The organism is Gordonibacter pamelaeae, from assembly GCF_003340385.1.
GTDB lineage: Bacteria > Actinomycetota > Coriobacteriia > Coriobacteriales > Eggerthellaceae > Gordonibacter > Gordonibacter pamelaeae.
This window is the reverse complement of sequence record NZ_PPTS01000001.1, coordinates 1-14666: the sequence shown is the minus strand read 5'-3', so window position 1 is coordinate 14666 and position 14666 is coordinate 1. Positions and strand designations below refer to the sequence as shown.

General features: G+C 64.9%; 9 protein-coding genes and 2 tRNA genes. 2 read left to right on the top strand and 9 right to left on the bottom strand.

Annotation, left to right across the window (positions count from 1 at the left end):
* Positions 1-67 precede the first annotated feature (67 nt).
* The 4 genes from C1877_RS00055 to C1877_RS00040 form a co-directional block, all read right to left on the bottom strand.
* Positions 68-1387 carry a peptidylprolyl isomerase gene (locus tag C1877_RS00055; protein WP_015539270.1) on the bottom strand — a complete coding sequence of 440 codons (1320 nt, stop codon included), beginning with the start codon at positions 1385-1387 and terminating at the stop codon, positions 68-70.
* A 218-nt stretch (positions 1388-1605) separates the two neighbouring features.
* Entirely contained in the window at positions 1606-3417 is a 1812-nt protein-coding gene (gene typA, locus C1877_RS00050; protein ID WP_041239166.1) for a translational GTPase TypA, read from the bottom strand.
* Between the two features lie 108 nt (positions 3418-3525).
* Positions 3526-4083 (bottom strand): J domain-containing protein, encoded by a 558-nt coding sequence (locus C1877_RS00045; RefSeq protein WP_114568051.1) that lies wholly within the window; start codon positions 4081-4083, stop codon positions 3526-3528.
* 136 nt (positions 4084-4219) lie between these two features.
* Positions 4220-5029 carry a CPBP family intramembrane glutamic endopeptidase gene (locus tag C1877_RS00040; protein WP_015539271.1) on the bottom strand — a complete coding sequence of 270 codons (810 nt, stop codon included), beginning with the start codon at positions 5027-5029 and terminating at the stop codon, positions 4220-4222.
* 69 nt (positions 5030-5098) lie between these two features.
* Here C1877_RS00040 and C1877_RS15530 point away from each other — a divergent pair, with 69 nt between their 5' ends.
* Complete coding sequence (locus C1877_RS15530) at positions 5099-5986, top strand: TraX family protein (protein WP_049784029.1); 888 nt, start codon at positions 5099-5101, stop codon at positions 5984-5986.
* Positions 5987-6024: 38 nt separating this feature from the next.
* Here the strand turns inward: C1877_RS15530 and C1877_RS00030 are convergent.
* Positions 6025-6100: transfer RNA gene (locus tag C1877_RS00030), tRNA-Ala, on the bottom strand.
* 126 nt (positions 6101-6226) lie between these two features.
* Positions 6227-6303, bottom strand: a tRNA-Ile gene (locus tag C1877_RS00025).
* A gap of 325 nt (positions 6304-6628) precedes the next feature.
* Between C1877_RS00025 and C1877_RS00020 the strand changes: the two genes are divergently transcribed.
* A complete protein-coding gene (locus C1877_RS00020) occupies positions 6629-7132 on the top strand; it encodes a bifunctional nuclease family protein (RefSeq protein WP_015539272.1) in 504 nt (167 codons plus the stop codon).
* 88 nt (positions 7133-7220) lie between these two features.
* On the opposite strand, the gene C1877_RS00015 is transcribed toward C1877_RS00020, so the two are convergent.
* The 3 genes from C1877_RS00015 to gyrB form a co-directional block, all read right to left on the bottom strand.
* The gene (locus tag C1877_RS00015) at positions 7221-8942 is read right to left on the bottom strand and encodes an MATE family efflux transporter (protein ID WP_114568050.1); all 1722 of its coding nucleotides are present in this window, start codon (positions 8940-8942) and stop codon (positions 7221-7223) included.
* A 612-nt stretch (positions 8943-9554) separates the two neighbouring features.
* Positions 9555-12332 carry a DNA gyrase subunit A gene (gene gyrA, locus C1877_RS00010; protein WP_041239168.1) on the bottom strand — a complete coding sequence of 926 codons (2778 nt, stop codon included), beginning with the start codon at positions 12330-12332 and terminating at the stop codon, positions 9555-9557.
* Between the two features lie 11 nt (positions 12333-12343).
* Positions 12344-14314, bottom strand: coding sequence for a DNA topoisomerase (ATP-hydrolyzing) subunit B (gene gyrB, locus C1877_RS00005; protein WP_220149878.1), 1971 nt, complete (start codon positions 14312-14314; stop codon positions 12344-12346).
* Positions 14315-14666 lie beyond the last annotated feature (352 nt).

The window sequence follows — 14666 nt, the reverse complement described above, 5'->3', positions numbered from 1 at the left end:
GGCGGGCGCCCCGCAGGGCTCCCGCCGTTGATAATGGTTTGCGCACCTGCACCGTGCAGCCGGGCTGCTATGCCGCCTCGGCAGGCTGCTGGCTCGCGCCGTCACCGCCTTCTGCGGGCTGGTCGCCGGCCGCATTGTCGGCAGAGCCGTCGGCGTTGCCCGCCGCATCGCTCCCATCGGCAGCATCGGCCGAACTGCCGTTGTCGGCGGAACCGTCCGTCGTGCCCTCGGCGCTGCCGTCGGCATTGTCGCCGGCAGCGTTCTGCTCGGCGCCCGTCGACCCCTCGGCCGGCGTGTACTTCGACATGTCGACGGCGTAGGGCAGGCCCTCCGGCATCGGGTTGATCTGGATGTCGGCATTCTCCTTGTACTCGTTGAACCACTCCTGGACCGCCGTGCTCTGGTTCTGCTGCTTGAGGGATTCCTTCACGCTGTCAAGGAACTCGACGGGGATCTGGTCGGTGCTCGTGAGCTCCACCGTCTCGGTGCCGTCCTCGCCGACGACCTTCGGCGCGTTGAACACGTCGGTGCACTTGATGATATGGATGCCGTACTGGCTCGTAACCAAGCCGCTGACCTGATCCTTCTCAAGGCCGGCCAAGGCATCCGTGTACTCGGTCACGAAGCTGCTCAGCTTGTCCCAGCCCACGTCGCCGCCCTTCGCGGCGCTGCCGCCGGTGCCTTCCGCGTTGTCCTTGGAGTACTGCTTGGCAGCCTCGGCGAAGTCCAGCTGGCCGCTGTTGATCTGGTCGAGCACGCTCTGGGCCGTGGCCTCGTCGCCGCTGTCGAACAGGATGTGCGAGGAACGCTTCGCTCCGTCGTAGGCGGAGGCGTACATCTGCGCGTACTTCAGCAGGTCCTCCTGGCTGGGCTCCTCGTCGGAGGCAAACGACTCGGTCAGCTTCTTCTGCAAGAGCTGGCTCTCAACGTTCTCGCGGTACTTCTCCTCGGTGAAGCCGGCCTGCTCGAGGGCGGCCTTCCACTTCTCGTCGTCCTCGTAGTTCGCCTTCGTCTTGTTCACGATGTCGTCGATCTCGGAGCTCTCGACGCTGATGTTCTTCTCCTTCGCGCCCTGCTTGATGAGCTCCTGCTGCGCGAACGAATCGATCATCTCCTCGCGGACGGACTCGGGCGTCATGGCGTTGTCGGCGAGCCACTGGCCCCAGGTATCGGCATCGGTCATGCTCATCTGGGAGCGGATGCTCTCGACCATGCCCGTGACCTCGTCCTCGGGAATCTCCGTGCCGTTGACCGTGGCCGCCACGCCGCCGGTGTAGGTCTTCGTGCCGGAAGCGGAGGCGCCGTCCGCACAGGCCGCCAGGCCCCATACGCACGTGGCTGCCAACCCGGCAACGCACACGGCCTTCATGATGTTAGCAGTCTTCATAGGACCCTTCCCTCGACATGCCGGCTGCCGCTGCTGCCGTGCATGATGTAAGTTACTGAGCGGTATTTTCGCACACGCGGCAATTGCCACCGCAGCGATGCACAATATACCCACTTTCGCTTCACGAAGCATGGACGAGGCTCTATATGAAGAAGCACCCCCGACGCTGACGCGGAGGTGCTTCTTGCCGAGGCAAATACAGAACCTGCGGAAGCCTGCTAGTTCTTGTTGGCCTTCTTGCGCTCGATGGAGCTCAGGATGCGCTTGCGCAGGCGGATGCTCTTCGGCGTGACCTCCACCAGCTCGTCGTCCTCGATGTACTCCAGCGCCTCCTCCAAGGTGAACGTCTGCGGCGGCGTGAGCTGGATGGCCTTGTCGGCGCCGCTCGAGCGCTGGTTGCCCAGCTGCTTCGACTTCGCGATGTTGACGACCATGTCGCCTTCCTTCGCGCTCTCGCCCACGATCATGCCCTCGTAGCAGTCCTCGCCCGGGCCCACGAACAGCTTGCCGCGCTCCTGCAGCGTGTCGAGCGCATAGGCCACCGATTTTTCGGTGGACATGCTGATCATGGAGCCGTTCTTGCGGCCGTTGAAGTCGCCGCGGTAGGCGCCGTACTCGCTGAAGTGGTGGAACATGGTTGCCTCGCCACGCGTGACGTTCAAAAGGCGGGTGCGCAGGCCCATGGTGCCGCGCGTGGGGATCTTGAACACGAGGTGCGTCTGGTCGCCGCGCTGGAACATGTCGGCCATCTCGCCGCCGGCGCTGCCGAACACCTCGATGGCCTTGCCCGCGTACTCGCTGGGCACGTCGACCGTGGCCTCCTCGATGGGCTCGAGCTTGCGGCCCTGCTCGTCCTTCTTGATGAGCACGCGCGGGCGACCCACCTGGAACTCGAAGCCCTCGCGGCGCATCGTCTCCATGAGCACGGACAGGTGCAGCACGCCGCGCCCGGCCACCTCCACGCCGGACTTGTCCTCCAGCTCCTCGATGCGCATGGAGATGTTGCTCTCCGCCTCGCGCATGAGGCGCTCCTTCAGCTGGCGCGCGCCCACGATGTCTCCCTCGCGGCCGATGAGCGGGCTGGTGGACGCCTCGAACACGACGGCCATCGTGGGCTCCTCGACCTCGATGGGGTCGAGGCGCACCGGGTTCTCGCGGCTCGTGACCATGTCGCCGATGTCGGCGTCCTCCACGCCCACCACGGCCACGATGTCGCCCGCGTGCACTTCCTGCTGTTTCTTCTTGCCCAGCTCCTCGAACGTGAACACGTCCTTGATGACGGTGTTGTAGCGCGTGTTGTCGTTCTTGATGACCAGCGCCTGCTCGTTCTTGTGGATAGTGCCGCTGAACAGGCGGCCCACGCCGATGCGGCCGACGAAGCTCGAGTGGTCGACCGTGCAGATCTGCAGCGCCACCGGGCCGTTCGGCTCGCAGTCGGGTGCCGGGATCTCCTTCAGGATGGTCTCCAGCAAGGGCAGCATGTCCATGTTGTCGTCGTCAGGGGCGAAGCGCGCGTAGCCGTTCACGGCGCTGGCGTAGATGATGGGGAAGTCGAGCTGCTCGTCGGACGCCTCGAGCTCCACCATGAGGTCGAACACCTCGTCCACCACTTCCTCGGGACGGGCGCCGGGGCGGTCGATCTTGTTCACCACGAGCACGATGCGCAGGCCGAGCGACAGCGCGTGCTTCAGCACGAACCGCGTCTGGGGCATGGGGCCCTCGAACGCGTCCACGATGAGCAGGGCACCGTCGGCCATGTTGAGCACGCGCTCCACCTCGCCGCCGAAGTCGGCGTGGCCCGGCGTGTCGATGACGTTGATCTTCACGCCGTTGTAGGTGACGGAGATGTTCTTCGACAGGATGGTGATGCCGCGCTCGCGCTCCTGGTCGTTGCTGTCGAGCACGCGCTCGTCCACCTGCTGGTTCTCGCGGAAAACGCCGCTCGTGTACAGCAGCCGGTCCACGAGCGTGGTCTTGCCGTGGTCGACGTGGGCGATGATGGCGATGTTGCGGAGGTTCTCTTGTTTCACGCTGTTCCTTCTTCTCTCGGTATCGGTTGCGCGGCGCGGGGCCGCGATGGTTCCCTTGCAGGTGCGCCGAGCGACGACGTATCGACGCAGAGCAGGCAGGCGGCGAGGCTACTCCAAGTCCTCAAGCTCGCTTTCCAGGCGGCGCTGCTCTGCCTTGAGCTCGTCGATGTGCTCGTTGAGCGTGCCGATGGTGCGCTGGGCGCCGACAGCCTGGATGATTCCCCACATCACGGCCGTCACGCCTGCCGTGGCCAAGATGAGCAGCGGCCCCGGTTTGCGGAAGAGGATGGCCACCACCGCGCCGATCCCCGCCATGACCAGACCGTTGCGGCGCTCGTCGTACACGACGTCGCGCTGGTGCACCAGCTGCGTGCGGGCTGCGGCGATGCCGGCGAGGCGCGCCTCGGCCTGGCCGCCCGGCCCATAGGCGCGCGTTGCGGAGGCGGCGCGACCGGCCTTCGTTCGCGAGCCTTTCCCGCTGGTCAGGTACTCGTATGCCTCTTGGAGGTTCTTGAACTGCTCGGTGGCGCGGTCCTGGAGCTTCTTGTTCGTGGCGAAGCGGTCGGGATGCAGGATCTGCGCCGTCTCCTTGTATGCCGTCTTGATGTCGGCGAGGGTGGCATCCTCGTCGAGTCCCAAGATGCGCAGTGCTTCCGTCCGGTTCATAACTCCCCGCAGAATCGTGATGGCGCGCTGCTCGCGCGTTCGTTTGCCGAAGAAGTATAGTACCACGTCGGCATGAGAAGCCGGGGCGCGGCAAGGGGCGTCACAGAATGCACGCGGGCGAAGGTTTGCGGCAGGGTCAAGCCAGCCGACCGGCTCGTGCCAGGCCGCGCGCTGCAACGGCGGCAAGCGGAACGAACAGTGCGATCGTTCCCAGCAGCACGGCCAGGTCGGCGGGGCTGCCCGTCACATAGGTTTCCACCAGCAGGCCGCTCGTCGCGAACGACGGCAGCTCGGACAGGGCATTGAGCGCCGCATGCGCGCCTACGGCCAACCACAGGTTTCCCGACTGCGCGTACACGCCCGCCATGATGACGCCGAACAAGGCCGCCTGCACCGGTTTGCCCGCAAGCTGGACGAGGGAGACGGCATCGACTGGCGGAGCGGCGGTTCCTGAAACATGCAGGATGCCGAAAATCGCCGCCGATGCCGCTGCTGCGACGAGCAGCGGGCGGTAGGTTCCCGTCCCTTCCAGCACCTCCGCGAAGCTGCGGAACAGGACGCCACGGAACAACGCCTCCTCGAACACACCGGTGAGCAGGCAAAGGATCAGGAACAAGGCGATATCCGCAGAACCGGGAGGCTTTATCCCGGCCTCCGCCCCTGCAAGGCCGACCGTCGCAAGCCCCGCCGCAAGGGCGATGGCCAGTACACCGGCGCACATGAGGAAGGCGCCGCGAGCGTTTCTCGGTACGGGATGCCTGCTTTTCAAGGCCGCCGGATCGAACAGCGCGAGCACCACGATAACGGCGACTCCGGCTGCGGCCGTCTGCACGACAACGGCGCCCAACGAGCCGCCGGGCACGACGTTCAGGCACGCGACGGCCAACGCACAGGAGACGACGATGTACGCAAGAAGATGACGGCGGCGTAAGGCGGGCAGGTTCATGGGATGCAGTATAATCGATGCCCTGCACCGGCAGGTGCGCGAAACAGCCGCGGAGACGGAGGCGAACCGATGGCAGGCAGCGAACGAGGGGCGGCATGTGCCGGAACCGGCGGGTTGTCGTCGTTCGCGCTCAAGGCGGTTGCCATCGTCGGCATGACCGCGAACCATGCGGGCTATCTCTTCGCCAACGAGCTTCCTTTCTGGGCGTCATGCGTGCTCATCGGATTGGGCGGCCTCACGTTTCCCGTCATGGCCTTCCTGCTGGTCGAGGGATACCGCCGCACGTCCAACGTCAAGCGGTACGCGTTCCGGCTCGGGGCGTTCGCATTGGTATCCCAGATCCCCTACGGCCTGTTCCTCGATGACAACATCAACGTGCTGTTCACGCTGCTCATAGGCCTGGGCGTGCTGTACGCCGACGAGCATGTGCGCAGTCGCGGCGCGTTCTGGGCCGTAACCGCAGCGGGAGCGCTGGCCAGCCTGGCGTGCGATTGGGGCTTCGTCGGCGTGGTTGTGATCGTGCTGTTCAAGAAGCTCGGCGCCGGCCCGTGCCTGCGCGGGTGCCGATCCGCCCAGGCGGACTCGGCACCCGGTGCAGCTCCCAGCGCGGCCGCACCTGCCGATGCAGGTTCCTCCCGCGCGACCTACCAGACTGCCGACGACGCGGTGCCCGCCTTGCTGCGCACGCCGCTCGGCGCCGTTGCCGCACCGGTTCTGCTGGTTGCCGTGGCCGAGGGCCTTCCCCTGCTCGGCAAGCTTGCGAGCGCCGTTGCGGCAGGCGGCGACTGGTCGCTGCTCCCCTTCGTCCTCTACCCGCTCGTTGGCTGTCCTGCAACCATCCCGCTGCTCTACTCTTACCGCGGACGGCGCGGCCTTCCCATGAAATGGTTCTTCTACGCCTACTACCCGGCCCATATCGCCGTGCTGGGCATGGTCCACCTGCTGGTGTTCGGTTGAGGAAAAAAAAGAAACGGCCTCGCGGCCGTTGGATGTTATGGTGGAGCATAGGGGGATCGAACCCCTGACCTACGGCTTGCAAAGCCGTCGCTCTCCCAGCTGAGCTAATGCCCCGTTCTTCGTCTCGCGCCTGCCGCCTCGGAACGAGCCTTGGCGAAAAGGGAAACGGCACTTTCTTCGGAAAATAATAAACGCTCCACCGGCTAACTCGGCTCACGGTGGAGCGTTTATCGCAAAAAGTGGTGGGCCCGAATGGATTTGAACCAGCGACCTCACGCTTATCAGGCGTGCGCTCTAACCAACTGAGCTACGGGCCCGTAAAAAAGTGCCTGGATACTGTAACCCAGAATCAACGGTTTGGTCAAGCACTTTTCGCAAGGAATTTCAAAAGGTTGCCCTGGCGATGCGCTCGTTTGAACTTCCCGAAAGCCGAAGGAGCCCACGGCGGCGCTATCTTCCCTGCCCGTCCAGACCATCGGGGCGCCAGGGTCGACGCAGCTTGCATCGACGGCGTGCGGACGGTTTGCCACGGGCCCGTCACGCGAGGAAAACGCCTTCCTCGTCAACCGTCGATATCGCAAGCGCGCGGTATAATCGAGGGCGATCGACGTACCGGCGAACCCGAGCCAACGAGGAGCTGCGATGAAACCCGTCAACGTGCAAACCCTGATCGTGTCGGCCGCGCCGGCTCCCTCCATTCTCGTGCTGCAGCCCATCGAAGAGCCGTCGCAGCCCGGAAAGTACCGCATCGTTCCCATCTGGGTTGGCATGAACGAGGCCACCCAACTGGGGATAGCCTTGGAGAAAGCCCGCTTGGCACGGCCCATGACGCACGACCTGTTCCTCGATGCGCTCACGAACCTCGACGCGCGCGTCGACCACGTGGTCATCAACGACGTGAAGGGCGCCATGTTCTTCGCGCGGCTCACGCTCAAGCAGCACGACCGTCTGATCGACCTGGATGCGCGCCCGTCCGATGCCATCGCCCTCGCGCTGCGCCAGCAGGCGCCCATCTTCATCGAGGAGGACGTGCTCGAACGGGCGTCGTTCCCCTACGTGTTCAAGAACGCGCCGGACGCGGAAGACGAGCTCGCCGATTTCCGCACGTTCCTGGAAGAGCTGGCCCCGGAGGATTTCGAAGGGTAGCTCCCCAACGCCGACCTGCCGACGGCTGCCCCGAAGGGGCGAGCGGTAGCAGTCCGACGGCGGGCGGAGGGACCCGACATCGCCTCGCCTACCAGAACGACGAGGCGATGTCATCGAGAACGGACGCCGAGTTGCTGCCGTCGAGCGCCGTGGTCACCACGAACGACGGGACGTTTACCCCCACGATCTCGCCCTGCTTCACCCGCGTCGGCGCGAAAGGGCCGAACGTTGGCTCGGTCGGGGGCAGTTCGGGCTTCTCGGAAGCCGCAGACACGCGCGCGCCAACCTCGCTGGAACCGATCGGCGCCGGACGCTCCCGACGGGGGCCCGTATGCTCTACCCCTCCCCCTTCGACGGAGCCGAGCGCCCGCCGCTTCCAACCGCCGCGTGCGAACGTGGCAATGAGGAAGCCGGCGCGCAGCCACTCGTCGATGCACATGGCTATCCACATGCCCACGAGGCCCCAGCCCCAGCCGATGCCCAGCAGCCAGCCGCCGCCCACTGCGAACACCCACGAGAACGCCACGTTCACCGTCACCGGCGTGCGCACGTCGCCGAGCGCGATGAGGGCGCGCACCATGACAATGTTCAGGCTGCGGCCTATTCCCAGAAACACTTCCACCAGCATGATCTGGCGGCCCAGCTCGTGCACGACCGGGTCGGCGGTGAGCAGCCCCACCACAGCGTCGAAGTTCCACCACAGCGTGAGCGACACGGCCGTGGTGAGCACGGCGGCTATGAGGTCGGCCATCCACACGCGCCTGCGCACGATGTCGAACTTACCTGCGCCGAACAGGTAGCCCAGCACGATCTGCGTCGCCTGCGACAGCGCTATGGAGTACAGGTAGGCGATGCTCGCCAGCATGGAGCAGTACACCTTCACCGTGACCACCGTCGTACCGAGCACGTTGATGAACGACAGGATGACGATCTGAGCCAGGTCGTAGTTCATCTGCTCGCCCGACGAGGGGATGCCCACGCCCAGCATGTTCTTGAGCGTCTTTTTCGGGAACGGGCGCAGCAGCCGCGGCGACGGTCGGACGTCGGTGTGGCGCAGCAGCATGAACGCCGCCAGCCCCAGGCCCACGACGCGTGCCGCCACGTTGGCGGCCGCAGTGCCCTCTACGCCGAGCGCCGGCACGCCGCCCAGGCCGTTCACCAGCACAAGGCCCACGCCGACGTTCACCGCGTTCATGGCCAGGCTGGCCCCCATGACGTCGCCCACGCGCGCAAAGCTGCGCAGAAGCGCCGTGATGGCGAAGAACGCGCCCTGCAGGATGGTGGTGGAGCCCACGATAAGCAAAAACGACGAGCCCATGCCCCACAGCGTGGCATCGATGTGCAGCCAGCTGAAGAACTGCGGCCAGAACGCGAACAGCACCGCCGTCATGAGGGCGCCCAAGGCCATGTTCACCACGAGCGCGACGGTGGCGATCTCCGATATCGTGCGCTTGGACGAGGCGTTCCCCAGCACGCGCGTGACCAGCACGGTGGACGCCGTGCCCATGGCCGACAGCGCGATCGTGATGATGTTGAGTATCTGCAGCGCGTTGCCCACGGCGGCGACCGGGTCGGTGCCGTGCGGGGCCAGCATCATCTGGTTCACGTTGCCTACCATGATCTGCATGAACAGCTCGATGAACAGCGGGACGGACAGCACGAACACGTCGGCCGACGAGGTCTTCTCGGCCGGTGCGCGCCCAGCGCGGGCCCTCCGCGCATCCCCGGCACGCCGTCGCGCGTTCTGTGCGTTCCCCCAGGCTCCCTGTGCGCGACCACGCGCCCCTTGGGCCAATGCGGTAATGGACATGGGCTTCTCCGCCCCCCTTTCATACGAAGCGCCTGCCTTCCAGCAGACGTGTTCACATTCACGAGGCGTGCAGTATACGGCACGTCAACACCCGCATGACGGGCACTTGACCCATCCATTATTTCCGCATTCATGAGTACGAACGTTCGCTAATTCACGAAGTTCAAAAAGTTATTTGTTGATTGAATTAATAACCAAATGTTTCACGTGAAACATTTTGCAAAAAGGCAGAAAGGGAGGGCGGAGAACGAAAAATCGAGAACCTGATCAGCGAGGAGCCTCGCGAAGGAAGGAAGGACTGAAACATGAGCGACAAAAGAAACGGATGAGAATACGGGAAGCGAAATAGAGAGTTGGAGTTGGTGCTCGATAAATTGAATCGCGTTGCTAGGAGGACGAACTGATAAGGGGAATGAAAAAACGATTCGGAGGGGGAGGGAGGGGATGATCAAGAGGATGAGGAATGGAGCGACAGTATAATCGAGTAGCGAAGGAAACGGGGAACCGCAGAGCAAGAACGACCGACGGGCCCTTGCGGGCCCGTCGGCTGGGTCGGCGCCTGCAAGCGCGCGGGGCGCGGCTGCAGGTCGCCGGACGATCAATCGCTCGGTTTTAAGCCTCGTCGATCTCGTTCTCGGAGAGGCCGCCCTCCTCGGACTCCTCTTCCAGCAAGTCGAGCGTCGCCTCGTCCTCGTTGCCGGGCTTCTCGCCGGAGGGACGCTTCTTCTTGGCGCGGCTCGAGATGGCCACGGCCGTCACACGGTCGCCGTCGCCCACCTTCATCACGCAGACGCCCTGCGTGGAGCGGCCGAGCTCGGAGATGCCGGACACCGGGGTGCGCACGACCACGCCCTCCTCGGACATGATCATGATCTCCTCGTCGGGCGCCACGATCTTCATGGCGGCCAAGAGGCCCTTCTTCTCCGTCATGGTGATGGTGAACACGCCCTGGCCGCCGCGATGGTGGTCGGGGTAGTCGCTCACGGGGGTGCGCTTGCCGAAGCCCTTCTCGGTGATGACGAACAACTCGGTCCTGGGCTTGGCAATCTCCATGCCCAGCACCCGCGCGATAGGCGGCACGTTCATGCCGCGCACGCCCATGGTGTCACGGCCCATGCCGCGCACCTCGCCCTCGTCCCACTTGATGGCCTTGCCGGCGCTCGACACCATGATGACCTTCTCGCCGGGCGCGACGCGCTTCACCGAGATGAGCTCGTCGTTATCCTTCAGGTTGATGGCGATGAGGCCGTCGCGGCGCGTGCGGTCGTACAGCTCCATGGACGTCTTCTTCACCATGCCGTGCGACGTGGCGAACATGAGGAACTCGTCAGCCGGGAAGTCCTTCGTGGCAATGACGGCGGAGATGGTCTCCCCCTTCGCCAGCGGCAACAGGTTCACGATGGCCGTGCCGCGTGCGTGGCGCGATGCCTCGGGAAGCTCGTACACCTTCAGGCGGTACACCTTGCCGGCCGTGGAGAAGAACAGCATGTACGCGTGCGTCGACGCCACGAACAGGTGCTCCACGTAGTCGTTGTCCTTCAGGTTCACGCCCTGCATTCCCTTGCCGCCGCGCTTCTGCTGGCGGTAGGTGGCCACGGGCAGGCGCTTCACGTAGCCGGCCTTCGTCACCGTCACCACCATGTTCTCGTCGGCGATGAGGTCCTCCACGTCGATGTCCTTGGCGTCGGCCGAGAGAAGCGTCTTGCGCGGCGTGCCGAACTTCTTCTTGATCTCCTGCAGCTCGTCCTTGATGATCTCGCGCACGAGCGTCATGTCGCCCAGGACGCGCTTGTAGTAGTCGATCTTCTCGCGCAGGGCGGCCAGCTCGTCCTCGATCTTGCCGCGCTCCAAGCCGGTCAGGCGGCGCAGCTTCATCTCCAAGATGGCGTCGGTCTGCTTCTTCGACAGCCCGAAGCGCTCGGTGAGGCGAGAGGCCGCCTCGGCGTCGGTCTGCGAGGAGCGAATGATGGTGATGACCTCGTCGATATTGTCGAGTGCGACCACCAAGCCCTCGAGGATGTGCGCGCGTTCCTCGGCCTTCGCCAGCTCGTAGCGCGTCCGGCGCACGATGACGTCTTCCTGGTGCGCGATGTAGTAGTGCAGCATCTCCTTGAGCGAGAGCACGCGCGGCACGCCGTCCACGAGCGACAGCATGATGGCGCCGAAGCCCACCTGCAGCTGCGTGTGCTTGTACAGCTTGTTGAGCACCACCTGCGGAATGGCGTTCTGCTTGAGGTCGATGATGATGTCGATGCCGTGGCGGTCGGCGCCGTCGTGGATGTTCGAGATCTCGGGCAGCTTCTTGTCGCGCACGAGCTCGCCCAGCTTCTCAAGCAGGCGCTGGCGGTTCACCATGTAGGGGATTTCCTTCACGATGATGGAGCTGCGGCCGTTCTTCTTCTCCTCAACCTCGCAGCGGGCGCGCACGGTGAGCGAGCCGCGGCCCGTCTCGTAGGCGTCGATGATGCCCTTCTTGCCCATGATGATGCCGCCCGTGGGGAAGTCGGGGCCGGGGAGCGCCTTCATGAGCTCCTCGGTGGTGACGTCGGGGTTGTCGAGCATGAGGCACGTGGCGTCGATGGTCTCCCGCAGGTTGTGCGGCGGGATGTTCGTGGCCATACCCACGGCGATGCCCTGCGAGCCGTTCACCAGCAGGTTCGGGAAGCGGGCCGGCAGCACGACGGGCTCTTCCAGGCTCTCGTCGTAGTTCGGCTGGAAGTCGACCGTCTCCTTGTCCAGGTCAGAGAGCAGTTCCATGGCCGCCTTGTCGAGGCGCGCCTCGGTGTAGCGCATGGCCGCCGCGCCGTCGCCGTCGATGGAGCCGAAGTTGCCATGGCCGTCGATCAGGGGCACGCGCATAGAGAACGGCTGGGCCAGGCGCACCATGGTGTCGTACACCGCCGAGTCGCCGTGCGGGTGGTACTTGCCGATGACGTCGCCCACGGTACGGGCCGACTTCATGTGCGGGCGCGAGGGCGTGTAACCGCTCTCGTTCATGGCGTAGAGGATGCGGCGGTGCACCGGCTTCAGGCCGTCGCGCACGTCCGGCAGGGCGCGGGCCACGATGACGCTCATGGAATACTCCAGGAACGACGTCTGCATCTCCTTGCCCAGGTACGCCGTGCGCACGATGGTGCCGTTGCCGCCGTTGGCTCCCTCCACGATCTCGCCATGGGCGCTCGGCAGGTCGTCCTTGATGAGCGCCTTGGCGCGCATCTCGTCGGAGATCACCGAGCCGGGGCCGCGCGGGGCATCGTCGTCGGCCTCGGCGTCCTCCGCGTCGGCGAGGGCGCCTTCCAGGTCGTCCTCTTCCCCGCCGCCGTTCGCCGCGTCGAAGTCCTCCTCGGCGCGGTTGAGGAACTCGTCGAAAGAATCGTTGTTGTCTGCCACTTAGATTCTCCTTAAATGTCCAGGAACCGGACGTCGCGGGCGTGCTTCTGGATGAACTCCTTGCGGGGCTCCACCTGGTCGCCCATGAGCTCGCTCACCACACGCTCGGCCTCGGCCGCATCGTCGATGTTCACCTGCAGAAGCGTGCGCGTCTCGGGCTCCATCGTGGTCTCCCACAGCTGGTCGGGGTCCATCTCGCCAAGGCCCTTGTAGCGCTGGACGTCGAACTTGTCCGGATTGTCGTACTCGACGAGCACCGATCCGAGCGCGCTCTCGTCATAGATGTAGCGCTCGATCTTGGGGCTGCGCGAGTTCTTCTTCTTCAAGCCGAAGATGGGCGGCTGCGCGATGTAGATGTAGCCGCGGTTGATGAGCTCCGGCATGTAGCGGTAGAAGAACGTGAGCAGAAGGCAGCGGATATGCGCACCGTCGACGTCGGCATCGGTCATGATGATGATGCGGTGGTAACGCGCTTGGTCGGCGTCGAAGTCGTCGCCGATGTTCGTGCCGATGGCCGTGATGAGCGAGCTGATGGTGTCGCTGGAGAGCGAGCGGTGCAGGCCGGCGCGCTCCACGTTCAAGATCTTGCCGCGCAGGGGCAAGATGGCCTGCGTCTTGCGGTCGCGGGCCTGCTTGGCCGAGCCGCCTGCGGAGTCGCCCTCTACGATGAATATCTCGGAATCGGCCGGGGTCTTGGACGAGCAGTCGGCCAGCTTGCCCGGCAGCGCGAACGAGTCGAGCACTCCCTTGCGGCGCGTCATCTCGCGGGCCTTGCGGGCGGCCTCGCGGGCCTTGAGCGCCTGTGTGGCCTTGTCGATGATGCGCTTGGCCGGCTTCGGGTTCTCCTCAAGGTACTCGGCGAGCCCCTGGGTCACCGCGTTCTGCACGAGCGGGCGGATCTCGGTGTTGCCGAGCTTCGTCTTCGTCTGGCCCTCGAACTGCGGGTCGTGCAGCTTTACCGAGATGATGGCCGCGCAGCCCTCGCGCGTGTCGTCGCCGGAGAGGTTCGAGTCCTTCTCCTTGAGGATGCCCTTCGCGCGGGCGTACTCGTTGATGGTGCGCGTGACGGCCTGCTTGAAGCCGTCGAGGTGCGTGCCGCCCTCGTGCGTGTTGATGTTGTTAGCGAAGGCCATGACGGAGTTCGTGGAATAGGAAGACGACCACTGCATGGCCACCTCCACCGTGCCGTCGTCGTTCTCGGCCTCGAAGTAGATGGGCTTGTTCAGCGTCTCCTTGCCCTCGTTCAGGAACTTCACGAAGTCCACGATGCCGCCGGCGTACTGGAACACCTCGGTGCGCGGCTCGGGCGCGAGGTCGGACAGCGTGCTGCCGGGGTTCGCGCGCTCGTCGTGCAGGATGATCTTCAGGCCCTTGTTCAAGAACGCCATCTCGCGGAAGCGGCTGGCCAGCGTGTCGTAGTCGTACACCGTGGTGTCGGTGAAGATGGTGGGGTCGGGCCAGAACGTCACCGTGGTGCCGTTGCCGCGGCGCACCTTGCCCACCTCGCGCAGCTTCTCGGCCGTCTTGCCGTGGTCGAAGGAGATGTCGTACTGCACGCCCTCCTTGAACACGCTCACCTCCACGCGCGAGGACAGCGCGTTCACCACCGACACGCCCACGCCGTGCAGGCCGCCGGACACCTTGTAGCCCTCGCCGCCGAACTTGCCGCCGGCATGCAGGATGGTGAGGACGACCTCCACCGTGGGGATCTTCTCCTTGGGGTGCTTGTCCACGGGGATGCCGCGCCCGTTGTCGTCGACCGTGATGGAGTTGTCGGGGTGGATCCACACCTCGATGGTGTCGCAGTAGCCGGCGAGCGCCTCGTCGACTGCGTTGTCCACGACCTCGTACACCAGGTGATGCAGGCCGCGTGGGCCCGTCGAGCCGATGTACATGCCCGGACGCTTGCGGACCGCCTCCAGGCCCTCGAGGACCTGGATGTCGGAACCGTCGTAATGGTCAGGTTTGTTTGCCACTGACATGCTCCTTTTTCAGTGCGTATTTTCGTGAGGACGCGCCGCGGTCCCGCGCGGGACGGGCACGGGCGGCGCAGCCGTCGCGGGCCGCCTCGGCCAAGGTCGCTTAGCGACGGCCGGATGGCGGGACGGCAACTGGAAAATTGTACCATAACCACGGTACGGCACCAACAATTTCAACGGCTTTTAAAGGCTTTGAGAAGCCGTATGAGGGGAGAGTTGATTAGCAAGTTGATCCGAACACTTTGCCTTTCCTCTTGAAGTTAGCCGAACGCGTACGGTTGAGTCCGAGAATCCTTGTCCGAGGGCGGGCCCGAAGGGGGCGGCCGCGTAGGGGCAAGGATCATGGCAGAGAGGA

What these genes read in the sequence shown, in the direction of transcription:
- C1877_RS00055 (WP_015539270.1), bottom strand. Translation starts at nt 1,387, where the DNA reads ATGAAGACTGCTAACATCATGAAGGCCGTGTGCGTTGCCGGGTTGGCA.
- C1877_RS00045 (WP_114568051.1), bottom strand. Translation starts at nt 4,083, where the DNA reads ATGAACCGGACGGAAGCACTGCGCATCTTGGGACTCGACGAGGATGCC.
- C1877_RS00040 (WP_015539271.1), bottom strand. Translation starts at nt 5,029, where the DNA reads ATGAACCTGCCCGCCTTACGCCGCCGTCATCTTCTTGCGTACATCGTC.
- C1877_RS15530 (WP_049784029.1), top strand. Translation starts at nt 5,099, where the DNA reads ATGGCAGGCAGCGAACGAGGGGCGGCATGTGCCGGAACCGGCGGGTTG.
- C1877_RS00020 (WP_015539272.1), top strand. Translation starts at nt 6,629, where the DNA reads ATGAAACCCGTCAACGTGCAAACCCTGATCGTGTCGGCCGCGCCGGCT.
- C1877_RS00015 (WP_114568050.1), bottom strand. Translation starts at nt 8,942, where the DNA reads ATGTCCATTACCGCATTGGCCCAAGGGGCGCGTGGTCGCGCACAGGGA.
- gyrB (WP_220149878.1), bottom strand. Translation starts at nt 14,314, where the DNA reads ATGTCAGTGGCAAACAAACCTGACCATTACGACGGTTCCGACATCCAG.